The following is a 20,952-nucleotide window of genomic DNA, read 5'->3' on the forward strand; positions in this document are numbered from 1 at the left end:
AAGGCACAAGGGATTCAAGGCTCGCATCTGCGGCACTATGATCGGCACAACGACCGCAGCTGCGAGGAGCTCCCTCACCCGGGGCACCCGGCCGGCGGCACCAGGGCCGCCCCCTTCCGTCGCACCGCGCGGCGGACCGGCCCGCACTTGACCGCACCGCCGTGCCCCTGTCGGGCGCGGCAGGAGGGGAACCGCTCATGACCACCACCCGGACCCGTACCGCCGCCACCACGCTGGCCGCGCTCGCCCTGGCCGCCGGCCTGACCGCCTGCTCCAGCAGCGGCTCGTCCTCGAAGGCCTCCTCGGACAGCTCGGCCGGCAGCTCGGCCAGTGCCTCCGGGCCGAAGCTCTCGGGCACCGTGACCGTGTTCGCCGCCGCCTCGCTGCAGGGCAGCTTCACCGAACTCGGCAAGAAGTTCGAGGCCGCCCACCCGGGCACCAGCGTGAAGTTCAACTTCGGCGGCAGCTCGGCGCTGGCCCAGAGCATCGTCGGCGGCGCCCCGGCGGACGTCTTCGCGGCGGCCTCGTCGGCCACCATGAAGACCGTCACCGACGCCAAGGGCAACGCGTCCGACCCGAAGGTCTTCGTCCGCAACACGCTGGAGATCGCGGTCCCCAAGGGCAACCCGAAGCACATCGCCGCGCTCAAGGACCTCGCCGCGCCCGGCGTGAAGGTCGCGCTCTGCGCCCCGCAGGTGCCGTGCGGCTCGGCCGCGCAGACCGCGCTGAAGGCGGGCAACGTCTCGGTCACCCCGGTCACCCAGGAGCAGGACGTCAAGGGCGCGCTGACCAAGGTGGAGCTCAACGAGGTGGACGCCTCGCTGGTCTACCAGACCGATGTGAAGGCCGACGCCGGCAAGGTCGAGGGCGTGGACTTCCCGGAGGCCGCCAAGGCCGTCAACGACTACCCGATCGCCGACCTGGCCAAGTCGACGAACCCCGACGCGGCCAAGGCCTTCGTGGCGTACGTCGAGTCCGCCGAGGCGCAGCAGGTGCTGACCGCGGCCGGCTTCCAGGCGCCGACGGCTGCCTCGCCCTCGCCCTCGGCCTCGGCCTCGCCCTCCTCGTGAGTCGGCGCGCCTCCCGGAGCCGGATCCCGGTAGCCCTGCTGCTACCGGCGCTGCTCGGGCTGCTCTTCCTGGTGCTGCCGGTGGTCGGACTGCTGGTCCGGGCCCCCTGGCGGGCGTTGCCGGAGCAGCTGACCAGCCCCGAGGTCTGGGAGGCGCTGAAGCTCTCACTGTTCTGCGCCACCGCCGCCACAGCGGTGTCGCTGGTCCTCGGGGTGCCGCTGGCCTGGCTGCTGGCGCGCACCGAGTTCCCCGGGCGGCGGCTGATCCGCGCGTTGGTGACGCTGCCGCTGGTGCTGCCGCCGGTGGTCGGGGGCGTGGCGCTGCTGCTGGTGCTGGGCCGCAACGGGATCGTGGGGCGCTGGCTGGACTCGGCGTTCGGGATCACCCTGCCGTTCACCACCACGGGGGTGGTGATCGCCGAGGCCTTCGTGGCGATGCCGTTCCTGGTGATCAGCGTGGAGGGGGCGCTGCGCGCGGCCGACCCGCGCTACGAGGAGGCGGCCGCGACGCTGGGCGCCTCGCGGCTGACGGCCTTTCGGCGGGTGACGCTGCCGTTGATCGCCCCGGGCGTGGGGGCCGGGGCGGTGCTGGCCTGGGCGCGGGCACTGGGCGAGTTCGGCGCGACCATCACCTTCGCCGGGAACTTTCCCGGGCGCACCCAGACCATGCCGCTGGCGGTCTACTTGGCGATGGAGAACGATCCGCAGGCGGCGATCGCGCTCAGCCTGGTGCTGCTCGTGGTCTCGATCGCGGTACTGGTCGGGCTGCGCGGCCGTTGGATGAGCACGCCGTGACGGAGGATCAGGTCATGTCCCTGGATGCGCAGCTACGGGTGGAGCGGCCGGGCTTTCTGCTCGACCTCTCGCTGCAGGCGGCCGCCGGCGAGGTGGTCGCGCTGCTCGGGCCGAACGGCGCCGGCAAGTCCACGGCGCTGCGCGCGCTGGCCGGCTTGCTGCCGCTCAGCGGGGGGCGGTTGAGCCTGGACGGGACGGTGCTGGAGGACCCGGCGGCGGACCGGCACACGCCCGCCGAGAAGCGTCCGGTGGGCGTGGTCTTCCAGGACTACCTGCTCTTCCCGCACCTGAGCGCGCTCGACAACGTCGCCTTCGGGCTGCGTTGCCGGGGCCGTTCCAAGCAGTCGGCGCGGGCGGAGGCGCTGACCTGGCTGACCCGGATGGGCCTGGAGGGTCATGCCGCCGCCCGCCCCGGCAAGCTCTCCGGCGGTCAGGCGCAGCGGGTCGCGCTGGCCCGGGCGTTGGCGGTGCGGCCGCGGCTGCTGCTGCTCGACGAGCCGCTGGCCGCCCTGGACGCCCGTACCCGGCTCGATGTGCGCTCTCAACTGCGAAAGCACCTGGCCGAGTTCGAGGCGGTGGCGGTGCTGGTGACGCACGATCCGCTGGATGCGATGGTGCTGGCCGACCGGCTGGTGGTGATCGAGGACGGCGCGCAGGTTCAGGCCGGCACGCCGCAGGAGGTGGCCCGGCATCCGCAGACCGACTACATCGCGCGTCTCGTCGGGCTCAACCTCTTCCAGGGGGTGGGCGGCGCGCAGCAGGTGACCTTGGCGAACGGAATGGTGCTGGCCACGGCCGAGACCGTACCCGGCCCCGCCTTCGTCGCCTTCCCGCCCTCGGCGGTGACCCTCCACCGGAGCCGGCCCGAGGGCAGCGCCCGCAACGTCTGGGAACTCACCGTCACCGGCCTGGACCTGCACGGCGACCAGGTCCGCGCCGAGCTCACCGGCGCGCTGGAGCTGGCCGCCGACCTGACGCCCGCGAGCGCCGCAGCGCTCGACCTCGCGCCCGGCACGGCGGTCTGGGCGGCCGTGAAGGCCGCCCAGACCCACGCGTACCAGGCCTGACGGCCGGGCTCAGGACTTCAGCAACGAGGCGGCATGAGTGAGGAGTTGCTCGTAGACGGCCGGCTGGTCCTGGTCGATGACCGGGTAGCCGCTGCCGAAGTCGCCGTTCAGCCAACGGGCCGAGATTCCGGGGTTGGCGCTGTCGGTGCCGTCGGTCAGGAAGAGGTGCGGGCTGCAGTTGACCCGACCGTCCTGGGCACTGTGGAACTGGGACATGATCGCGTGGCGGGCCGAGCCGGTGTCCAGCGCGGCGGCCAGCACCGGGACGTCCACCGCGCCGGTCTCCTCGGCGACCTCCAGGATCACGTGGCGCAGTGAGATGCACCGGCCCTGCGCCCAGAACGCCCGGCGCAGCGCCCGGTCCAGCTGCTCGCTGGCGTGCCAGCCCTGGGACTTGGCCGCGTGGACGGCCTCCAGGGCGGGCAGCGTGGTGACCGGGTAGGTCCAGTCGGGGCCCTGCCACAGGCGCCAGCCCGCCTCGGGTTCGAGGGCGCCGAGCACCGATATCTCCGAGTCCACTCCGGGGCGGGCGTTGACCTCCCGGTTGAACAACTCCAGGGGGAAGGCCCGGAAGTCGAACCAGAGCGTGCCTTCCAGACCGAGCCGCCGCCTGGTCTCGTGCAGGCGGTGCACGGCGACATGGGCGAAGGAGCAGTTGAGGTCGGTGTAGACGGCGATGGTGTCGGCGGTGACGGGCAGGCGCGGGTCCTGCATGGGTGGGGCTCCTTGCTGTCGGGCGCGGTCAGGCTGTGCGGTCAAGCGGTGCGGTCAAGCGGTGCGATCAGGCGGTTCTGTGTCAGGCCGAGCAGTGTCAGGCGGTGCGGTGGTCGAAGCGGGTGAGGGTGCGAGTGCCGGAGCGCGGGCTGGAGATCACCCGGCCGCTCCAGCGGTAGCCCTGGCGGAAGGTCCGGTCGCCGTCCGGCTCGGTGACCCGGGCGAAACTGAGCACGATCCGGTCGCCCTGATGAACCGTCACCGGTTCGGCCACCGGCAGGTAGCAGTGCTTCCAACTGTCCGAGGTGGTCTCGCCGACCTGGTCGCCGGAGATGTCCAGGGCCACGGTCGCCGAGAGCGCGGCCGCGAAGTACCCCTTGAAACCGGTGAATCGGCCGTCGCGCTGCGCCGTGAACGCCAACTCAACCTGGTAGTCGGGTGATTCGAGCGGGCTGTCGAACTCGAACCGGCGCAGCAGCCGGGGCGCGGCCAGGTAGCCGGAGAGCGGCAGGATCGTGTCGTAGTAGAGGTCGAAGGGTCCGCGTGCGCCGCGCCGGTCGAGCAGTCGGGCGAACTCCCGCTTGTCTCCGGCGTCCTGCACCTCGCCACCGGCCAACTGACTGAGCGCTTGCTCAGCGGCCACCGGGACCAGGTAGCTCTCCACCTGTCGCGGCAGCATCATCCCGCCCGGCTTGAGGAACCGGCTGCGGGCGTCGTCCAGGATCACCGGTGCGTTCTCGTTGTCCGCGAGGTTGCCGAGGATCTCGGAGACCACCAGGTCCACCCGCTCGGGCAGCTCCAGGTCGAAGGAGAGCCCGTGCAACGGGACGAAGCGGTCACCGAAGCCGGCCGCCGCCAGGTTCTCGGCGGCCTGGTCGAGGACCGACTTGTTGAGGTCGATCCCGTAGACCCGGGCGGCGCCGGCCTCCAGTGCCCAACGAGCCAGGATCCCGGTGCCGGTGCCCAGGTCCAGTACGGTGTCGCCCGGGCGGACCGCCTCGGTGATGGCGGCCTGGTAGGCGGTCATCCGCAGCCGGTCGCCGAGCATCAGATCGTGAAAGCTGTCGTCCCACTGCAGCAGCCGCTCGGAAGCGGGCAGCCAGACCTGCTCCACCTGGTAGCTCACTGGGCGCCTCCACTCTGATGCACGGTTGTCTGATGCACGGTCAGCGGATCGGTGGTGGGCCCCGCCACCGGGCAACCGGTGGCGAGGTCGAAGGTGGTGCGGTGCAGCGGGCAGGTGATCCGCAGGGTGCGGGCGTTGACGTAGCCGTGCACCAGGCGGCCCTTGCGATGCGGGCAGGCGGCGTCGATCACGAACTCCCGGCCGGCGACCCGCACCCGCAGGCGCTCGCCGCCGTCCAGCTCGGTGAGGACGGGATCGCCGGCGGGGTCGCTGAGCAAGCGCTCAGTCAGCTGGGCGGGCTCTCTGAGCGAGCGCTCAGTCACTTCGGCGGGGTCGCTGAGCAAGCGCTCAGTCACCTCAGCAGGCTCACCGAGCAAGCGCTCAGCCACCTCGGCGGACTCCCCGAGCAAGCGCTCAGTCACCTCGGGGGACTCGCTGAGCGAGCGCTCAGTCACCTCGGGGGACTCGCTGAGCAAGCGCTCAGTCATACCTTCACCCGCCGGGCCCGCTCGACCGCCGCCTCGAAGGCGGTGCCGAGCAGCTCGGACAGGAGCAGCGCCCCCACCCACAGCTTGCCCGCGTCCAACCCGCGCGCCGCCTCCAGCTCGCGGATCGCCACCTGCATCTCCTCCCGGTGGAAGGTGTCGATGTGCAGGTGCTCGGTGTAGTACCGCCCGTGCGCCAGCCCGAGCCGCTCGCAGGCCCGGGCCTGCACGGTGAAGGCGTCCGGAATGCTGGCCTCGAGGTAGGCCAGCGCACCGAGGAAGTACTCCACCGCCGGCGCCCGCTGGGTGAGCCAGTAGAAGACGTTGAGGAAGCCGAAGGTCTCCTCGGAGGTGGTGTCCAGGAAGCTCTCCAGCTCCTGCGGCAGGCCGAGTTCGGCCAGCAGGTCGAGGTAGAGCTGCGAGTGGGTCTGCCGAAGGTTGCCGCAGCCGAACTCGTCGATCAGCACCCGCATCACCGCCATCTGCGCGCGGATCGGCAGCCGGGGCACGGCGGGGAAGAAGTTCTGCGCCTCGGTCAGCCCGTCCAGTGCGAACTCCCGTACCACGGCGGCGAACTGTTCGCGGTCGGCCTGTTCGGCCAGGTACTCGCCGGCCGGCGTGCCCGGCCGCTCGGCGGCCAACAGGCCGTCCAGCGCGGCCAGCCACTGGGCCCTGCTGGTCACCTCAGGACCGATGGCCTGGGCGAGTTGGCAGATCTTGGGCACGATCCACTGCCGTTCCAGCTCGAGGATCGCGGTCAGCCCGGCCACGCTGGGCAGTTCGCGGTTGAGCAGGAAGAGCCGTCGCATCGGCCGCTCGGTCACCGTCCCCGTCTGCGGCTCCGGCTCGACCACCGTCACGGTGCCTCACCGCCGTCGGCGGCGGTGAGCTCCGCACAGGTCAGATCGGCCACCGTGTACTCGGTGCTGAGCACGCCCCGGCCGGCCAGCGCCGTCTTCAACGGCCGGTACCAGTCGTCGCGGTCCAGCTCGTACCGGTCGCAGTGCGCCGCCAGTTCGGCCGCCATGGCCTGCCTGGCCGCCGGTGGGGCGTCGAACAGCCGGGCGCAGAAGGCGGGTTCGACATTGGCCAGGGCGACCACATAGCCGTCCACCGGGCCCGAGTCGAGCAGCAGTCGCTCCATGCCCTGGCAGACCGGGACACCGGGAGCCGCCTCGATCAGTCGGCGGATCGCAGCCGGGTCGTCGGAGGACTCCTTGACCCCGACCACATTGGGCAGCCGGCAGATCCGTAGCAGGGTGGACAGTTCGGTGGTGTTGTTGGAGAGCGCGCTCTCGTTGTAGACGATCACCGGCAGGCCGGCCTCGGCACTCAGGATCTCGAAGTGCCGGTAGGCGGCCTGCTGGCTGACCTGCGGCCCGTAGGGGGTGGTGGCGACAACCGCCGCCGCACCCAACTCCCGGGCCTCGAGGGCCAGATCGAGGACCTGGCGGGTGGTCGCCCGCTGGATTCCGGCCAGCACCGGCACTCCGTCGGCGTGCCGGAGGGTGGCGGCCAGCATGGCCAGCCACTGACTGTCCGTCAGGGCCCAGCCCTCGCCGGTGCTCAGGTTCGCCAGCAGCGCGCGGACGTGCTCGCGCACCGAGCCGACCAGCCGGGCGACGTCCTGCTCGGCCACCGCACCGCCGGGGGTCAGCGGCGTCACCAGGGCGGCGGTCACTCCACGGATCATGTCCTACTCCTCTCCAGTCACAACGCCGTGGGAGCCAGGCGCAGGGCCAGCGACTGCTGGTAGAGCCGCTCCAGCGGTTGGGGGAAGCTCGGCTCGGCAGCCGGCTCCGGGGTTGGTTGAACGGCCTGGGCCGGCAGTTCGGGTCGTCCGAGGAGGCGGGAGCTCACCGTACGCAGCACCCCGCCGCGGTTGATCACCATGCCCAGGGCCAGCCGCTCGTGGGTTGCCAGCTCGCCGTACTTCGCGCTGTCGGGAGCGTGGCGCAGGTCGTCCTCGGTGTAGCCGGTCCGGTCGATCGCCATCACGGTGTGCAGGAAGTCCATGAACGGGTAGTAGGCGTCCTGCACTTCGCGCGAGAACTGCCAGACCAGGTCGTCGCAGCGGCCGACCTGCTCCAGGCTCATCGTCACCCGCCCGGCCAGCCGGGCGACGAAGAAGGCCTTGCAGGCCACCCGGACGCTCTCCTCGGCACTGTTCATGCCGAGGAAGAGCGTCGCGTCGACGAACTCGACTGCCGCCGGTTCAGGCGACATTGCGGTCCAGCACCTGACGGGTGATGTCCATCGCCTCGGCGAACATCTCGGGGTCGCGGGCCAGCGCGAAGCGGATGTAGGCGTCGCCGCGGCTCGGCTCGCTCCAGTAGAAGTACCGGCCGGGCAGCACGTAGACGCCCTCGACGTAGAGCAGGCGCTGCAGGTCGGTGGCGGTCAGCAGCGGGTGGTTGACCTTGGCCCAGGCCACGCTCACCTTCACGGCCGGCTCCTGGTACTGCAGGATGGTGCCGTCCAGGGTCTTCCGTACCTGGTCCCGGTTGCGGTTCAACACATCGCGTACCGATGCGAGTTGCTCGTGCCGGGCGTCCTCCAGGTAGTGCGCCAGCATGTTCAGGGTGAACGGCGAGACGTTGAGCAGCACGCTGGTGTGCAGGTTGTACACGGCCTCGCGGATGTCGTCGCTGGAGGTGATCATCGCGCACTTGGCGTCCTGCACCGGCCAGGTCTTCCCGGTGTCCTCGATCGCCAGGTAGGTCACCCCCGAGCTCTCCAGCAGCTCGTAGACGTCGAAGCGGGTGGCCTCGGAGTCGAACAGCGTGAAGGAGGCGAAGCAGAAGTCGATCACCAGGACCTTGTGGTGGTCCTTGCAGAAGCGGACCACCTCCTCGAAGCCGCGCCGCCCGAACTGCAGCAGGCTGAAGCCGGTGGGGTTGTTGGGGTCGACCAGGAAGAGCGCGTCGGTGCGGACCCGGCGCTTGAGCTCGCTGTAGATCCGGTCCGGGTCGTGCAGCGCGGACTCGTCCAGCGGGTAGGCGGCCACGCCGAGGTTGGCCAGCACGTCGTGCAGGTTGTCGAAACAGGGCTCGATCAGCGTCACGGCCATCCGGCGCTGCTTGAGGAACATGCCGGCCACCATCGTGGAGATCGAGGCGGCGTAGGAGAGCATGGTCTTGTTGCGGGCGAGCGCCGTGGGCTGGCGGTGCAGGCGGAAGAACGCCTCGGTGAACCGCTGCTCGTAGTGGGCCTGCAGGCCCTCCTCGGCCTGGTACCACAGCTTCGGCAACGAGGCCACGATCTCGCGCTGACGCGGCGACTGCTGCTGGTGGGTGTGCGCGTCGGCCAGGTTGTACCTGGTGCGCAGCGCCTCGATCTCGTGCTGGGTCAGATCGAGCAGATCGACGGCCGGGTCGACGGCCGAATCGATCGCGGTCTGGCTCTGGTTCGGGTTCATAGGGGCCTCCTGTCACCCGTGGGTGGACGGGTGAACGTGGCACCCGCGGGTGGGCGGGTGGGCTGCATGGAACGCGAAGGTGAGGGTGGAGCAGAGGAGAGAGGTGGTGAGGAGAAACGGACCATGGTCCGGTCCTGCGGAAATATAGGCAGACGCGTTCGAGCCGGACAAGCGCGTACAACTGCGGATCCGTCAGGTCGGCCGATGGACAACGTCACCTAGGATGACCGGCATGAATCCGGCACGAACCAGCAGCGTGCCCGTCGACCTCGGGCCCCGTCCGCCACGGGAGCGGTCCGATGCCGCGCGCAATCGCGGCCGCATTCTGGTGGTGGCCGCGCGTCTGTTCGCCGAGCAGGGCGTGGGCGCGGTCTCGCTGGACGCGATCGCGACCGCGGCAGGAGTCGGCAAGGGCACGCTCTTTCGCCGCTTCGGCAGCAAGGCGGGGCTGGCGGCCGCCCTGCTGGACGCCGAGGACCGGGCGCTGCAGGAACGCATCCTGTTCGGACCGCCGCCGCTCGGCCCGGGGGCCGACGCGGCCACCCGGATCATCGCGTTCTTCGACGCCTATCTCGAACTGCTGGAACGCAACCTCGAGTTGATTCGCCTCTCGGAGACCGCGGCACCCGGCGCGCGGTATCGGGTGGGCTCCTACCAGCTGTGGCGCCAGCACCTGTCGATGCTGCTCGCGGAGTCCTGTCCCGGGCTGGACACCGAGGTGACGGCCCATCTGCTGCTGGCCCCGGTGGCCGGCGAGCTGCACCACGCGCTGCGCTCGGCCGAGGTGACGCCGGAACGGATCCGCTCCTCGGTAGCACTGTTGGTGCGGGGCGTCATCGCCAGTTGAACACGCGCTCGCAGGCGTGTACGGGTGCTGGCAGGCGTGCGGACGTAACCGCAGGCGTGTACGGGTGCTGGCAGGCGTGCGGACGTAACCGCAGGCGCGCACGGGTGCTTGCAGACGTGCAGACGTGCTCGTAGACGTGTGGGGTGGTCCGTCCAACGACGGGCCACCCCACACAGTCATGACCGACGCCCCGAGCCTGCGGGGTCAGGCCTGCCGGACCGCCTCGAGCTCCAGCACCAGCTCGATCTCCTTGGAGACCAGCAGGCCACCGGACTCCAGCAGCATGTTCCAGGTCAGGCCCCAGTCCTCGCGGTTGAGCTTGCCGCGGGCCGAGAAGACGATCCGGTCGTTCTCCCACGGGTCCCGGGCGTAGCCGAGGTAGTCGATGTTCAGCGTGACCGGGTGGGTCACGTCCTTGATCGTCAGATCCCCGACGGCCGTCCCGCCGGTGCCCTCCCAGCTGACCGAGGTCGAGCTGAAGACGGCCTGCGGGTACTTCTCGGCCTCGAAGAAGTCCGCCGACTTCAGGTGCTCGTCACGCGCCTGGTCACCGGTCTCCAGACTGGTGATGTCGATCACGGCGGTGACGCTGCTCTCGGCCGGGACCTCGCCGATCACGATGGTGGCGTCCACGCCGCGGAAGCGGCCGCGGACCTTGGTCAGCATGAAGTGGCGGCCGACGAAGCCGACCTCGGCGTGGCCGGGGTCCAGCTTCCACTCCCCCGCCGCCGGCAGCTCGACGCCGCCGAGCGTGCGGGTGGGCGCGTTCTCGATGGTCATGTGGGTACTTCTCCTCGTCAGAAGGCGGACTCGGAATCCGGGCTCGAGCGCCAGTGGACTCAGGCGCCGGTCTCGGTCGCCAGGCCGGCCTCGACCCAGTCCTCCTTGCCGGCGGCGTACTTGTAGACCTTGGTGTAGCCGAGCTCGATCAGCCGGTCGGCCGCGACACCGGAGTTGCTGCACGCGGTGTTGGAGCAGTAGACGACGATCTCGGCGTCCTTGTCGGTGAGCCGCTCGGCGGCGATCTTGTCCAGGTCGTCCAGCGGCAGGTTGAGCGCACCGGGGATGTGCTTGTCCTCGAAGTAGGAGGCCGGCAGCGCCTCCAGCACGGTGGCACCGTCCTGGATCTTCTTCTGGACCTCGTCGCGCTCGATGGTGGTAGCCATGCGGGTGATCTCCCTCGGAACGAATCTGTGCGGGTGCACACACTCTAAAATGTGTGTGCGCCCGCACGCAAGTCCCGATAGACTCTTCCCCGTGAGCAAAGGTGATGAAGGACTTGAAGCGTGGCGAGCCATGCTGCTCGCGCACAGCGCGGCCCTACGGGCCATTGAGGCCGACGTCCAGCGAGGCGGCTCGATCCCGCTGACCTGGTACGACGTGCTGCTCGAGCTACGCGCCGCCGGCCCGGGCGGCCTGCGCATGCAGGAGCTCTCCGACCGTGTGGTGCTCAGTCGTACCCGGGTGAGCCGCCTGGTGGACGAGATGGCCAAGCAGGATCTGGTCCAGAAGTCCCCCGACGCCAACGACAAGCGTGTGGTCTGGGCGAGCATCACCGCAGCCGGTGAGCAGGCCTTCCGCGAGACCGCGCCCGTCTATGTCCGCGGCATCCGGCAGCACTTCTCCTCCTTCCTCACCGAGGACGAGACCGAGGTCGTGGCCAAGGCCCTGCTCAAGGTCGCCCACGGTCACCAGCCCGAGGTCCGCTGGGGTCGCTGACGCCCGTACCCGGCGCCGCCTACTCGACGAAGTTCGCCGGAGGCGGCGCCGGGCGGTCGAAGAGCCCGGAGTCCTGGTGCTTGAGCTGCTGGTCGAAGAACCCGGCCAGATAGCCGCGTTCCAGGGCGATGGTGGCGCACGGCTCAGCGGTGCCCAGGTGCTCGGCGAGGAAGCCGTCCGGCAGCGGGGTCTGACGGGCGATCTGCGGCAGGAGGCTCTCGGCGTCGGTCAGTGCGCCGTGCTTGGCGGTGGGCAGGTTGAGGTCCCGCGTCCACCCCTGGGTGCGGTCCCAGAAGGCGCTCCACGCGGCCACGGTGTGGTGGGTGTTGGTCTGGCTGCCGATCAGCAGCAGTGGGCGGTCCAGCCCGTCCGCGGCGACCGGGGCGAGGTCGGTACCGCTCTCCAACTGGTTGTTGCCGAGCGGGCCGTCCATGTTGACGCCGGCCTTGATCCGGTCGTCGTCGTGCATCGCCTCGGCGGCGGTGAAGCCACCTGCGGAGTGGCCGAACATGCCGATGGTGCCGGTGTCGGCCGCCTGGGCCAGCCCCGACGGCAGCGTCCCCGGTGTGCGGAGCTGGTCCAGCACGAAGCGGGTGTCGGCGACCCGGGTGTCCAACACCTTCTGCAGCAGCTCCTTCAGGGTGCCGTTCTGGACGGCCTGCCCGATCACCTCGTCGGTCAGCACCCCGGTGCGCACCGAGCCGTCGGGGAACTGGACGCCGGGCGACTCGTAGGTGTGGTCGATGGTCACCACCACATAGCCCCGACTCGCCAAGTCCTCCACCAGGGTGGTGTCCCAGTTGCGCGGATCACCGCCGCCCGGCGAGTAGAGCAGCACCGGGAACGGGCCGCGCCGGGTGTCGGCCGGGGCGCCCTGGTGGGCGTGGGTGCGGGTGGCGGCCCAGTCGACCGTGCCGACCGGGACCGAGTAGTTCCGCAACCCGGTGTACGCGTCGAAGGCGGCGGCCTCCCCCGGGGTGAACTGCGGGGCGAGCGGATACCGCTGGGTGTGCACGGCGGGGTAGACCACACTGACCATCAACTCGCGGTGCGGCACGGTACTCACCCAGGGGTCGGCACGGGAGCCGTCGACCAGGTGCAGCGAGACCGTGCCGAGCGGGTACCGGCCGGTGGGGTCCGGGAGTGTGAGGTGCGCCCGCTGGGCCGTCACCGGACCGGCGGGCGCGGCGAAGGCCGGGGTGGCGGCGCTGCCGAGCAGTGCGGCTGCCAGCACCGCGGCGGCCGTGGGAAGGATGCGCTTACGGATCGTCATGGCACCAGTGTGCTGACGTCGCGTCAGCGAAACGATCGTGCCAGCACGAGAGTCGCGGGTTCGGTTTACCCCACCCCCGCTCAGCGCAGCACCGCCTCCACCAGGTCGGCCCCCAGCCGGGCGCTGGTGGACAGGTCGAGCGCGTAGAGCACGTAGCGGCCGCGCCGGCGGGTGGTCAGCAGGCCGGCCTTGCGCAGCACGGCCAGGTGGCGGGAGACCTCGGGGGCGGTGAGGTTCCAGGCGGCGGCCAGCTCACCGGTGGTGGACGGGCCGCGGGCGATGGTGCGGGCCAGCCGCAGTCGAACGGGATGGGCCAGTGCCTCCAGCCGTTGCTGGATCAGCGCCAGCGAGACCGGCTCGGCCAGTCCGGCCTCGGCGACGGGGTACTGCACCACCGGACGCCAGCCACGGGCGTGCACCACCACCAGGTGCGGGCGGCCGAAGACGGTGGGGATGAAAGTGGCGCCGCCGGCGCGGGTGGCGCTCACCGCGTTGTCCTGCAGCTTGTCCACCACGATCCGGCGGCCGCCGCTCCCGTCCAGCTCCAGCGTGACGGCCGATGAGATCGCCGCCAGCGCCTGGCCGGCCCCGTGCCGGGCCAGCAGGTCGGCCTTCTGTCGGGCGTCGGCGGCCAGCGTGGGCACGATCTGACGCCAGGTCTCGGCGAAGAACGCCTGCTCGCAGTCCTCCAACAGCCGCCGGACCAGGGCCCGGACGGCCGGCGGGTCGGCCAGCAGCCGTTCGGTGAAGGCGGCCTGCCGCGGGCCCCGGGCCAGCGCCAGCTCCCGGGCCCGCTCCCGGGCGGGCCCGTCGGTCAGCGGTGAGGCGGCCGGCCGGTAGCTGAGCCGGGCGGAGCCGCAGGTGGTGATCAGCGCGGCCGCGACGTACCGCTCGTCGTCCAGCCGGTCGACGGCGTCCAGCTCCTCGGCGAAGGTGGCGCCAGGGCGGGCCGGCAGCAGGAAGTCGGCGCGGGAGTGGCGCCAGAGGAAGTCCGCCTCGTCCAGCCGGTCGGCCAGCTCGGGCTTGAGCGCCCCCGCCGTGGCGGTGGCCCAGCTGTGCCGCGTCGGGTGGTGCCCGGGCTCGGCGAGCAGGTGCAGCACGGCGACCAGCTCGGCGAGTGGGGACGGGGCGAAGAGCAGCCGCTCGTCGGGCAGCCCGGTGACGTCGATGGTGAGGCTCACGGGGCCGATCCTGCCAGGGGCGTCGGGCCGGCTCGGCACGGGTTGACGGGAGTCGTCAATCCGCGTGCCCGCGCGCCGCCCGGTGCCCCACCGTCGCTGGCATGACGCTGATTCAGGAGATCCCTCGGGCAGCCAGGCTGCCGAAGTTCCTCGGTCGTCGACTCGTCGGTGGTGGACTCGTCGGTGGCGGACGCTACGCGCTGGCGCTGCTGGTGGACGCGCTCGGCGCCGGGCTGCTGCGGCCGTTCCTGCTGCTGTACGGGGTGAGCGTGCTCGGCCTGAGCGCCGGACGGGCCGGGTTGGCGCTCTCGCTGGGGCTGCTGGCCGGATGGGCGGCGATTCCGCTGACGGGCCGTTGGATCGACCGGGGCGCCCGCAGCCTGCCGGTGGCGGCCACCCTGCTGGCCCGGGCCGCCGGGGTGCTGGTGCTGCTCGCGGCGCACGGGCCGGTGGGCTTCACGTTGGCCGCGGTGCTGCTGGGGTTGGGCAGTCAGAACTGGCCGACGGCGCATGCCGCGACGGTGGCCGCGCTGGCCGACGGCCGGGCCCGGGACGCGGCGCTGGCGGCCGGGCGCACGGTGCGCAATGCCGGGCTCGGGGCCGGCGCTTTGATCGCCACCGTGGCGGTGGCCGGCGGGGCGGGCACCCTGCGGGCGCTGGCGGTGGTCACCGCGGCGGCCTGCGTGCTGGCGGCGGGGCTGGTCTGGTCGATGCACGTGGTGGGGCCGGTAGCCCGGCGGACCCGCTCGGGGTCGGGCGCGGGGTCGGGCGCGGGGTCGGGGGCGGGGCGGGGTCGGTGCCGGGCTCCGCCGGTGGTCGGAGCACCGTGCTGAGCGTGGCCAACCTGCCCTTCGCGTTCTGCTTCGACGTGCTGGAGGTGGCGCTGCCCGCGCTGCTGGTCACCCGGCTGCACGTGTCGCCCGCCTGGTCCTCGGGGATCTTCGTGGGCAACACCGTGCTGGTGATCGCCACCCAGCTGGCGGTGGTGCTCTGGCTGGCGCGGCGCTCCCGGCGCTCGGTGCTGACGGCGGGTGGCCTGGTGCTGGCCCTGTCGTACCTGGGTTTCTGGGCGGCGGGCTCGCTGGGCGGCCAGGCCGGTGCGGGCGCACTGTGCGGCGTCGCGGTGCTCTACACGGCCGGCGAGATCCTCTACTCCGGCGCCGGCACCGCCCTGGTGGTGGCGGCCGCCCCGCCGGACCGGCTCGGCCACGCGCTCTCCCGCTGGGAGCTCTCCAACGGCCTGGGCCGGGCCGCCGCGCCGGCCGCCCTGACGGCGATGCTGGCGATCGGGCCCGGCCTGCTGTGGGGCGTGCTGGCCGCCTGCACCGCGCTGGGCGCGGCCACCGTGCGGCGGTTCGGGCCCAGCGTCTGATCCGGGCCGACCGTCTGGTCCGGGCCCGCCGCCCGAGGAGCCGTCAGCGCAGCGCCGGGTGGTCGGCGACCAGAGTGCTTGCGTACCGCTCGGGCGAGGCGGCCAGACACAGTCGTGGACGGTCGAAGTACGCGTCAGCTGCCCCGCAGACCCACCGCCAGGGTCAGTTCGAGGACCCGGTGTGGCGAGGCGAGATCCGGAAACAGCTCCCGCAGCTGCGACATCCGGTACCGGACTGTCTGAGGATGGACGAACAACGCCGCCGCCACCTCGTCCCGCCTGCCCTGGTGCAGCAGCCACGCCCGCAACGTCTCCTCCAACCGCCGTGCGGTCGCGACAGGCAAGGTCCGCAACGGCGCGAGGGCTCGGGCACGCAGGTCTGCGAACGCGTCCATGTCGGCGCTCAGCACCAGCTCGGGCAGGTGGTCCTCGGTGTCGCGAATGTCGCAGGAGAGGGAGCGCGCGCGCACGGCTCGCGCGTAGGAGGCGGACGCACGAGTCCATGGCCGGGCCGGGCCGACCACGGCGGTGCGGTCGGTCAGCTGCCGCAAGAGGTGTGGTCGGTCGGCATCGGGGACGAGCAGCACACCGGTGGCGTCCGGCAGATCGTCGAGGACGAGAGTGCCCGGGTCGAGCACCCGGTAGGCAGGCCGGGCCTGGGCGGCGGGCAGCAGGACCGCGGTCAGCGAAACCGGAGGCTGCCACCCGGCTCGTTGAGCAGCGGCCAGCAGCACGTCCGGGCCCGCGTCGGCGAGGAGGTCGCGGGCCAGGTGTTCCAGGTGGCGCTCGCGGGCCCTCCCCCGGGCGGCCAGTTCGTCGGCATGGCCCGCGGCGCTCGCGGCGGAGAGCTCGTCGATGTAGGCGAAGGTCAGCTCGGCGAACTTGGCGACCTCGGCGGCGGGGAGACCTGCGGGCACGGCACCCGCTGCCAGGCACCGCCAGGCCACGCGGGCGCCGACGCGGTAGGCGCTGAGCAGGGCGTCCATCGAGCGGCCGTCACGCACCTCGCCGCGGCCCAGCTCGTATGCGGCGTCGCCGGCGTCACCGCTGGTGACGTTCCCGCTCGCGAGGTCCAGGTAGTGCCCCAGGGCGGTGCGGACGGCTCGGCGGATGGTGCCGCCCATGCGGCCCGAAAGGGCGTTGGCGTAGGAAGGAACCTCGTCGATGATCGCCTGGACGACCTCGTCGGCGGTGGTCGTCAGCGCGGCCCGAAGTGCTGTGACCGTCGTCTCGTCCAGGGCCAGCTCGCCGGCCCTCCGGATTGCATAGCTCACGTTCTTGTTCCCTGCGAACAATTCAGCCGACCAGATTTACGTCCTATGGTCAGGACTTTACGCCCCGAGGCGCAGCAAGCTGGAGTCATGACGAGTGCAGCCCTCCGCAGCAGGGCGTGGAAACTGCTGGAGATGGTCACGACGCCGCTGCTGCCGTCGGACTACCTCGACCTGGTCAGCCCGCTGCGTGCGGGCGCCGACCTTCGTGGGCGCATCGAGGCCGTGCACCCCGAGACGGGTGACGCCGCGACCGTCGTGATCAGGCCGGGACGGGGCTGGCGCGGCCACACGGCCGGTCAGTACGTGCGGATCGGGGTCGACGTCGACGGGCGGCGCCTGTGGCGTGCCTACTCCATCACCTCACCGACAGACCGCCAGGACGGCCGCATCACGATCACCGCGAAGGCGATCCCGGACGGCAAGGTCAGCAACCACCTCGTCCACAGGGCGACACCGGGCACGCTGATCCAGCTCGACCAGCCGACCGGTGACTTCGTGCTGCCGCAGGCCCGGCCCGCCAAGGTGCTCTACCTGACGGCCGGCAGCGGCATCACGCCCGTGATGGGCATGCTGCGCGACACCGAGTTCGACGACGTCGTCATGGTCCACTGCGCGCCGCAGCCGCAAGACGTGATCTTCCGCGACGAACTGCACGGCCTGGTCGCGGACAAGAAGCTGCGCCTCACCGAGGTGCACACCGCCACGGACGGCAGGCTCGACATCGCCCGTCTCGGCGAACTCGTGCCCGACTGGGCCGAGCGCGAGACCTGGGCCTGCGGGCCCGCGGGCCTGCTCGATGCCGCAGAGGAGCACTGGACCGAGCACGGCGTCCAAGAGCGCCTGCACACCGAACGGTTCCGCCCCCGCATCGTCGTCGCCGGCGACGACGGCGGCGAGGTCACGTTCAGCGCCACCGGCAAGACCGTCGACGCGGACGGCACCACGCCGTTGCTGGACATCGGCGAGGAAGCCGGCGTGCTCATGCCCTCCGGGTGCCGCATGGGCATCTGCTTCGGCTGCGTCACGCCGCTCAGGGCGGGCGCCGTCCGCGACCTGCGCACCGGCGAGATCACCGAGGCCGAGCCGGGCGTCCTCATCCAGACCTGCGTGTCCGCCGCGGCGGGCCCCTGCGACATCGAACGGTAGAAGCGCCTTGACCACCATCGACCCCACCGCCCACCTGACTGCGGAGCAGATCGAGGAGCTCGGCCGCGAGCTGGACGTGATCCGCGACGAGGTGATCGCCGACCGCGGCGAGAAGGACGCCGCCTACATCCGCAGGGTCATCTCGGCGCAGCGCAAGCTCGAGCTGGCCAGCAGGGGCGTGCTGCTGTTCTCGATCTTCCCGCCCGCGTGGCTGCTCGGCACCGCCGGCCTGTCCGTGGCGAAGATCATGGACAACATGGAGATCGGCCACAACGTCCTGCACGGCCAGTGGGACTGGATGCGGGACCCGAAGATCCACTCCACCACCTGGGAGTGGGACCACGTCTCGCCGGCCGATCAGTGGAAGCACTCGCACAACGAGCTGCACCACACGTACACCAACGTGATCGGCAAGGACAACGACCTCGGCTACGGCATCATGCGCGTCGACGAGGACCAGAAGTGGCACCCGCTCCACCTCGGTCAGCCGCTGTGGAACTTCGTCAACGCCTGCTTCTTCGAGTACGGCATCGCAGCGTACGACCTCGAACTCGGCAAGAACCTGCAGAAGCGCCACCGCAGGAACCCGGAGTTCCGCGCGCGGGCCAAGGCTGTGGGCCGCAAGATCCGCAAGCAGGTGCTCAAGGACTACGTGATCCATCCGCTGCTGTCGGGCCCGTCGTTCCTCACCACGCTCGCCGCCACGTTCACCGCGAACCTGGTCCGCAACATCTGGTCCCACTCGGTGATCATGTGCGGGCACTTCCCCGAGGGCGTACAGGTCTTCGAGCGCCAGTCGGTCAACGGCGAGACGCGCGGCCAGTGGTACCTGCGCCAGATGATGGGCTCGGCGAACATCAGCGGCAGCAGGGCCATGCACTTCATGACGGGCAACCTGTCTCACCAGATCGAGCATCACCTGTTCCCGGACCTGCCGAGCAACCGGTACGCCGAAGTCGCGGTGAAGGTGCGCGCGCTGTTCGAAAAGTACGAGCTGGAGTACGTCACCGGGCCGCTGCCCAAGCAGGTGCTCTCCGCGTGGCGCAAGGTCTTCCGGCTCTCGCTGCCGAACAAGAAGCCCAAGGGCAAGACACCGGCCCGCGAGAAGGAGCTGGTCGCGGCCTGATTCCCGGTATTGGTTCTCCGCGTGACGACATCCGCACGGGAGCCCTCGCCGCGCTCGACGGCCCGAAGAGCCGTCGGAGGCATGCGGCGGTTCGGGCCCAGCGTCTGATTCGGGCCCGCCGCCTGATTCGGGCCCAGCGTCTGATTCGGGCCCAGCGTCTGATTCGGGCCCGCCACCCGAGGAGCCGTCAGCGCAGCGCCGGGTGGTCGGCGACCACCGTGCAGGAGCCGGGGGCGATCTCGGTGAACCCGGCGTCGCGCACCAGCGGGAGCCCACTGGCCGTCAGCGCGGCCCAGCGGGCGGGGTCGGCGGTGCGGACGGCGAGCGCGAAGCCCGTTCCGGCCCACTCCTTGCGCTGGGTCTCGTCCAGCCGCCACCAGGCGAGCTGGGCGGCGTGACCGGTCTGGGCCATGGTCTTGCCCGCGCTCATCTCGAGCTCGGGGTTGAGCCAGAGCACCGGGACGGACGGGTCGGGGACCGGCAGTTCGAGGTCGTCCGGGTCGCTGAGGTCGGTACCGGAGACCTGGAGCTTCGCCAGCTCCTTCGGCCAGCCGTCCAGCGGGATCGGCGGGAAGACCCGCACCCGGGCCTGCTCGCCGGTGACCGTGATGCCGGGCAGTTCGCCCGTCTTGCGCCACTCGCCGCCGCGGGCCCGCCGGACCACCTTGCGGATCCGGGCGTCCTCCCAGGCCAGCACCGCCTCGGCCCACTCGCCCTCGCCGGTCGCGCGCGGGTCGGCGAGCAGGGTCAGCACCGCGCGGGCCGAGGTCTCCAGTGCGTCGGTCCGGGCCGGTGGGTCGGCCTTCTCCAGTTGGACCACCAGCGGCAGCACGTACTGCGGCCGGGAATCGCGGTCGTTGGGGTCGTCGGCCGGGCTCGGGGCGTCGAAGGGCGTGGTAGCTGAGGTCACCGGCCCAGGCTACCTGCGGTAGCCGCGGCCCGGGTCGCGCTCCTCGGCCTCCTCGTAGCTGAGGAACCAGCCCTCGGGGTGGGTGGCGGCGAGCAGGTTCTCCAGCCGGACGGCGGCGTCCTCCTCCGGGTCCTGGCCGGCCATGTCGTAGACCCCGAGCAGCTCGTCGGTGCAGCCCTCCCAGTCGTAGTCGTACAGGTCGGCGGGCAGCTCGCCCATCAGGTCCGCCACCGCCTGCGGCTGGGTGTTCAGCAGTGAGCGGGCGTCGGCGAGCGCGCAGCGCAGCGCCAGTTCCTCGCCGGGGCAGCGCGGCAGCGGCCACTCGCCGAGTCCGAGGTCCTCGGCCAGGTCGTCGAAGGTGCGGGCCATCGCGCGGCGCCAGGCCCGGTGCATCCGCCAGCTGGTCCGGGGGAGCCGGGCGAAGACCGCCCACTCCTGGTCCTCGCCCTCGATCACCGGTTCGTCGCCGTGTTCCTCGAGGTCGTCGTAGGCGGCGTCGGCGAGCGCGAGCAGCTGGGTGTGCAGCAGGCAGGCGGTGCGCGGGGTGAGGGTCCAGTCGCCCGCCTCGCCGTCCTCGCCGTCCAGCGGGAAGAGTTCGGCGAAGTCGGGGGCGAAGTCGTCGGTGGTGCTGATCTCCAGGGTGCCGCCGAGCGCCTCGATGCCCGGCAGCGCGCCGATCAGCCGGTCCGGGTGGAGCAGCGCGCCGAGTGCGGCGTGCGGGTCCTCGGACACCTCGCGCAGCAGCTCCATGCGTTGCGCGGCGGGGTCGATCCCGGAGAAGTCGAGCTCCTCGACAGCGGCGACGGCGGCGGCGCGCAACGCGGGCCAGTCGGTGACCCGGATCCCGAGGACCACGGTCGCCTCGATCTCCAGCGCCCCCGGATTGTCCGTCGCGCCCGGCCCCTGCGGATGATCACTACGCTCGCCCATGCGCTAACGGTACGGCTTTTCGCAGCGGTGCTCACCGCCCTGGTCCAGGTTTTCGGGCTCGACGCCATCGAGTGGCGCTGCCGGGATCGGGGCGAGCGGGCGCGCAGGATGGGGGGATGAGCAACCTCGACGAGTACGGTGGCGGTCCCGGGCCGGGTACGGACGTGCTGGTGGTCACCACCAACGACGTGCCGGGACACCGGGTGGACAAGGTGATCGGGGAGGTCTTCGGGCTCACGGTGCGCAGTCGGCACCTGGGCACGCAGATCGGTGCCTCGTTCAAGTCGATGCTGGGCGGGGAGCTGAAGGGTCTGACGAAGACCCTGGTGGAGTCGCGGAACCAGGCGATGGAACGGCTGGTCGAGCAGGCCAGGGCGCGCGGCGCGAACGCGGTCCTGGCGATGCGCTTCGACGTCACGGAGGCGGCGGATCTGGGGACGGAGATCTGCGCGTACGGGACGGCCGTGGTGATCAGCCCGGCGGGATGAGCCCCCGATGAC

The 20,952-nt window shown here is 71.5% G+C and carries 24 protein-coding genes; 10 read left to right on the forward strand and 14 right to left on the reverse strand.

Annotated elements, in window-relative coordinates; genetic code table 11:
• The first annotated feature begins 197 nt into the window (after positions 1 to 197).
• From modA to BR98_RS07045, 3 genes are read left to right on the forward strand one after another with little or no spacing between them, the layout of a single operon-like run.
• Entirely contained in the window at positions 198 to 1,070 is an 873-nt protein-coding gene (gene modA / locus BR98_RS07035; RefSeq protein WP_051969386.1) for a molybdate ABC transporter substrate-binding protein, read from the forward strand.
• Complete coding sequence (locus BR98_RS07040; protein WP_035841189.1) at positions 1,067 to 1,864, forward strand: ABC transporter permease; 798 nt, start codon at positions 1,067 to 1,069, stop codon at positions 1,862 to 1,864. Before modA ends, BR98_RS07040 begins: the two co-directional genes overlap by 4 nt.
• Before the next feature lie 14 nt (positions 1,865 to 1,878).
• A complete protein-coding gene (locus BR98_RS07045) occupies positions 1,879 to 2,931 on the forward strand; it encodes an ABC transporter ATP-binding protein (RefSeq protein WP_035843356.1) in 1,053 nt (350 codons plus the stop codon).
• A 9-nt stretch (positions 2,932 to 2,940) separates the two neighbouring features.
• Here BR98_RS07045 and BR98_RS07050 read toward each other — a convergent pair whose 3' ends face one another.
• The 7 genes from BR98_RS07050 to BR98_RS07080 all read right to left on the reverse strand — a co-directional run bounded on the left by BR98_RS07050 (position 2,941) and on the right by BR98_RS07080 (position 8,674).
• Positions 2,941 to 3,645: a DsbA family oxidoreductase gene (locus tag BR98_RS07050; protein ID WP_035841191.1), complete on the reverse strand. Its 705-nt coding sequence runs from the start codon at positions 3,643 to 3,645 to the stop codon at positions 2,941 to 2,943.
• Positions 3,646 to 3,742: 97 nt separating this feature from the next.
• Positions 3,743 to 4,771 (reverse strand): methyltransferase domain-containing protein, encoded by a 1,029-nt coding sequence (locus tag BR98_RS07055; protein ID WP_051969387.1) that lies wholly within the window; start codon positions 4,769 to 4,771, stop codon positions 3,743 to 3,745.
• Complete coding sequence (locus BR98_RS37550) at positions 4,768 to 5,259, reverse strand: Rieske (2Fe-2S) protein (protein ID WP_083976078.1); 492 nt, start codon at positions 5,257 to 5,259, stop codon at positions 4,768 to 4,770. The genes BR98_RS07055 and BR98_RS37550 overlap by 4 nt, the downstream gene beginning before the upstream one ends.
• Positions 5,256 to 6,116, reverse strand: coding sequence for an iron-containing redox enzyme family protein (locus BR98_RS07065; protein WP_051969388.1), 861 nt, complete (start codon positions 6,114 to 6,116; stop codon positions 5,256 to 5,258). Before BR98_RS07065 ends, BR98_RS37550 begins: the two co-directional genes overlap by 4 nt.
• The gene (locus BR98_RS07070) at positions 6,113 to 6,949 is read right to left on the reverse strand and encodes a dihydrodipicolinate synthase family protein (protein ID WP_035841194.1); all 837 of its coding nucleotides are present in this window, start codon (positions 6,947 to 6,949) and stop codon (positions 6,113 to 6,115) included. Before BR98_RS07070 ends, BR98_RS07065 begins: the two co-directional genes overlap by 4 nt.
• A 17-nt stretch (positions 6,950 to 6,966) precedes the next feature.
• Entirely contained in the window at positions 6,967 to 7,482 is a 516-nt protein-coding gene (locus tag BR98_RS07075) for a DUF6190 family protein (RefSeq protein ID WP_035841196.1), read from the reverse strand.
• Positions 7,472 to 8,674, reverse strand: coding sequence for a pyridoxal phosphate-dependent aminotransferase (locus BR98_RS07080; RefSeq protein ID WP_051969389.1), 1,203 nt, complete (start codon positions 8,672 to 8,674; stop codon positions 7,472 to 7,474). The genes BR98_RS07075 and BR98_RS07080 overlap by 11 nt, the downstream gene beginning before the upstream one ends.
• A 232-nt stretch (positions 8,675 to 8,906) precedes the next feature.
• Here BR98_RS07080 and BR98_RS07085 point away from each other — a divergent pair, with 232 nt between their 5' ends.
• A complete protein-coding gene (locus BR98_RS07085; RefSeq protein WP_051969390.1) occupies positions 8,907 to 9,521 on the forward strand; it encodes a TetR/AcrR family transcriptional regulator in 615 nt (204 codons plus the stop codon).
• 204 nt (positions 9,522 to 9,725) lie between these two features.
• Here BR98_RS07085 and BR98_RS07090 read toward each other — a convergent pair whose 3' ends face one another.
• Together BR98_RS07090 and BR98_RS07095 are read right to left on the reverse strand one after the other, a co-directional pair.
• On the reverse strand, positions 9,726 to 10,301 hold the full coding sequence (locus tag BR98_RS07090) for a YceI family protein (protein WP_035841199.1): 576 nt from the start codon (positions 10,299 to 10,301) through the stop codon (positions 9,726 to 9,728).
• Positions 10,302 to 10,360: 59 nt separating this feature from the next.
• Positions 10,361 to 10,687 (reverse strand): rhodanese-like domain-containing protein, encoded by a 327-nt coding sequence (locus BR98_RS07095; protein ID WP_035841201.1) that lies wholly within the window; start codon positions 10,685 to 10,687, stop codon positions 10,361 to 10,363.
• Between the two features lie 91 nt (positions 10,688 to 10,778).
• On the opposite strand from BR98_RS07095, the gene BR98_RS07100 reads away from it, so the two are divergent.
• Complete coding sequence (locus tag BR98_RS07100; protein ID WP_035841203.1) at positions 10,779 to 11,240, forward strand: MarR family winged helix-turn-helix transcriptional regulator; 462 nt, start codon at positions 10,779 to 10,781, stop codon at positions 11,238 to 11,240.
• Between the two features lie 19 nt (positions 11,241 to 11,259).
• On the opposite strand, the gene BR98_RS07105 is transcribed toward BR98_RS07100, so the two are convergent.
• Together BR98_RS07105 and BR98_RS07110 are read right to left on the reverse strand one after the other, a co-directional pair.
• On the reverse strand, positions 11,260 to 12,513 hold the full coding sequence (locus BR98_RS07105) for an alpha/beta hydrolase family protein (RefSeq protein WP_035841205.1): 1,254 nt from the start codon (positions 12,511 to 12,513) through the stop codon (positions 11,260 to 11,262).
• An 80-nt stretch (positions 12,514 to 12,593) separates the two neighbouring features.
• Positions 12,594 to 13,694: a DUF5937 family protein gene (locus tag BR98_RS07110; RefSeq protein ID WP_035841208.1), complete on the reverse strand. Its 1,101-nt coding sequence runs from the start codon at positions 13,692 to 13,694 to the stop codon at positions 12,594 to 12,596.
• 101 nt (positions 13,695 to 13,795) lie between these two features.
• Between BR98_RS07110 and BR98_RS40920 the strand changes: the two genes are divergently transcribed.
• Together BR98_RS40920 and BR98_RS40925 are read left to right on the forward strand one after the other, a co-directional pair.
• Positions 13,796 to 14,527: an MFS transporter gene (locus BR98_RS40920; RefSeq protein ID WP_232247262.1), complete on the forward strand. Its 732-nt coding sequence runs from the start codon at positions 13,796 to 13,798 to the stop codon at positions 14,525 to 14,527.
• A gap of 2 nt (positions 14,528 to 14,529) precedes the next feature.
• Entirely contained in the window at positions 14,530 to 15,066 is a 537-nt protein-coding gene (locus BR98_RS40925) for an MFS transporter (protein WP_232247263.1), read from the forward strand.
• Positions 15,067 to 15,200: 134 nt separating this feature from the next.
• Here the strand turns inward: BR98_RS40925 and BR98_RS07120 are convergent, their stop codons facing one another.
• Positions 15,201 to 16,340 (reverse strand): PucR family transcriptional regulator, encoded by a 1,140-nt coding sequence (locus BR98_RS07120; protein WP_035841210.1) that lies wholly within the window; start codon positions 16,338 to 16,340, stop codon positions 15,201 to 15,203.
• A gap of 87 nt (positions 16,341 to 16,427) precedes the next feature.
• On the opposite strand from BR98_RS07120, the gene BR98_RS07125 reads away from it, so the two are divergent.
• Both BR98_RS07125 and BR98_RS07130 read left to right on the forward strand, forming a co-directional pair.
• Positions 16,428 to 17,486: a ferredoxin reductase gene (locus BR98_RS07125; protein WP_035841213.1), complete on the forward strand. Its 1,059-nt coding sequence runs from the start codon at positions 16,428 to 16,430 to the stop codon at positions 17,484 to 17,486.
• Between the two features lie 7 nt (positions 17,487 to 17,493).
• Positions 17,494 to 18,612: a fatty acid desaturase family protein gene (locus tag BR98_RS07130; protein WP_035841215.1), complete on the forward strand. Its 1,119-nt coding sequence runs from the start codon at positions 17,494 to 17,496 to the stop codon at positions 18,610 to 18,612.
• Positions 18,613 to 18,799: 187 nt separating this feature from the next.
• Here BR98_RS07130 and BR98_RS07135 read toward each other — a convergent pair whose 3' ends face one another.
• Positions 18,800 to 19,522, reverse strand: coding sequence for an aminoacyl-tRNA hydrolase (locus BR98_RS07135; protein WP_035841217.1), 723 nt, complete (start codon positions 19,520 to 19,522; stop codon positions 18,800 to 18,802).
• Between the two features lie 9 nt (positions 19,523 to 19,531).
• A complete protein-coding gene (locus tag BR98_RS37555; protein WP_157537454.1) occupies positions 19,532 to 20,452 on the reverse strand; it encodes a hypothetical protein in 921 nt (306 codons plus the stop codon).
• 116 nt (positions 20,453 to 20,568) lie between these two features.
• On the opposite strand from BR98_RS37555, the gene BR98_RS07145 reads away from it, so the two are divergent.
• Positions 20,569 to 20,940: a YbjQ family protein gene (locus BR98_RS07145; RefSeq protein ID WP_035841220.1), complete on the forward strand. Its 372-nt coding sequence runs from the start codon at positions 20,569 to 20,571 to the stop codon at positions 20,938 to 20,940.
• Positions 20,941 to 20,952: the final 12 nt, after the last annotated feature.

It is taken from the genome of Kitasatospora azatica KCTC 9699, from assembly GCF_000744785.1.
Taxonomy (GTDB): Bacteria; Actinomycetota; Actinomycetes; order Streptomycetales; family Streptomycetaceae; genus Kitasatospora; species Kitasatospora azatica.

Coding starts and splice junctions, on each gene's coding strand:
- modA (WP_051969386.1), top strand. CDS start 198: ATGACCACCACCCGGACCCGTACCGCCGCCACCACGCTGGCCGCGCTC.
- BR98_RS07045 (WP_035843356.1), top strand. CDS start 1,879: ATGTCCCTGGATGCGCAGCTACGGGTGGAGCGGCCGGGCTTTCTGCTC.
- BR98_RS07050 (WP_035841191.1), bottom strand. CDS start 3,645: ATGCAGGACCCGCGCCTGCCCGTCACCGCCGACACCATCGCCGTCTAC.
- BR98_RS37550 (WP_083976078.1), bottom strand. CDS start 5,259: ATGACTGAGCGCTTGCTCAGCGAGTCCCCCGAGGTGACTGAGCGCTCG.
- BR98_RS07070 (WP_035841194.1), bottom strand. CDS start 6,949: ATGATCCGTGGAGTGACCGCCGCCCTGGTGACGCCGCTGACCCCCGGC.
- BR98_RS07075 (WP_035841196.1), bottom strand. CDS start 7,482: ATGTCGCCTGAACCGGCGGCAGTCGAGTTCGTCGACGCGACGCTCTTC.
- BR98_RS07080 (WP_051969389.1), bottom strand. CDS start 8,674: ATGAACCCGAACCAGAGCCAGACCGCGATCGATTCGGCCGTCGACCCG.
- BR98_RS07085 (WP_051969390.1), top strand. CDS start 8,907: ATGAATCCGGCACGAACCAGCAGCGTGCCCGTCGACCTCGGGCCCCGT.
- BR98_RS07090 (WP_035841199.1), bottom strand. CDS start 10,301: ATGACCATCGAGAACGCGCCCACCCGCACGCTCGGCGGCGTCGAGCTG.
- BR98_RS07095 (WP_035841201.1), bottom strand. CDS start 10,687: ATGGCTACCACCATCGAGCGCGACGAGGTCCAGAAGAAGATCCAGGAC.
- BR98_RS07105 (WP_035841205.1), bottom strand. CDS start 12,513: ATGACGATCCGTAAGCGCATCCTTCCCACGGCCGCCGCGGTGCTGGCA.
- BR98_RS40920 (WP_232247262.1), top strand. CDS start 13,796: ATGACGCTGATTCAGGAGATCCCTCGGGCAGCCAGGCTGCCGAAGTTC.
- BR98_RS07125 (WP_035841213.1), top strand. CDS start 16,428: ATGACGAGTGCAGCCCTCCGCAGCAGGGCGTGGAAACTGCTGGAGATG.
- BR98_RS37555 (WP_157537454.1), bottom strand. CDS start 20,452: ATGGGCGAGCGTAGTGATCATCCGCAGGGGCCGGGCGCGACGGACAAT.
- BR98_RS07145 (WP_035841220.1), top strand. CDS start 20,569: ATGAGCAACCTCGACGAGTACGGTGGCGGTCCCGGGCCGGGTACGGAC.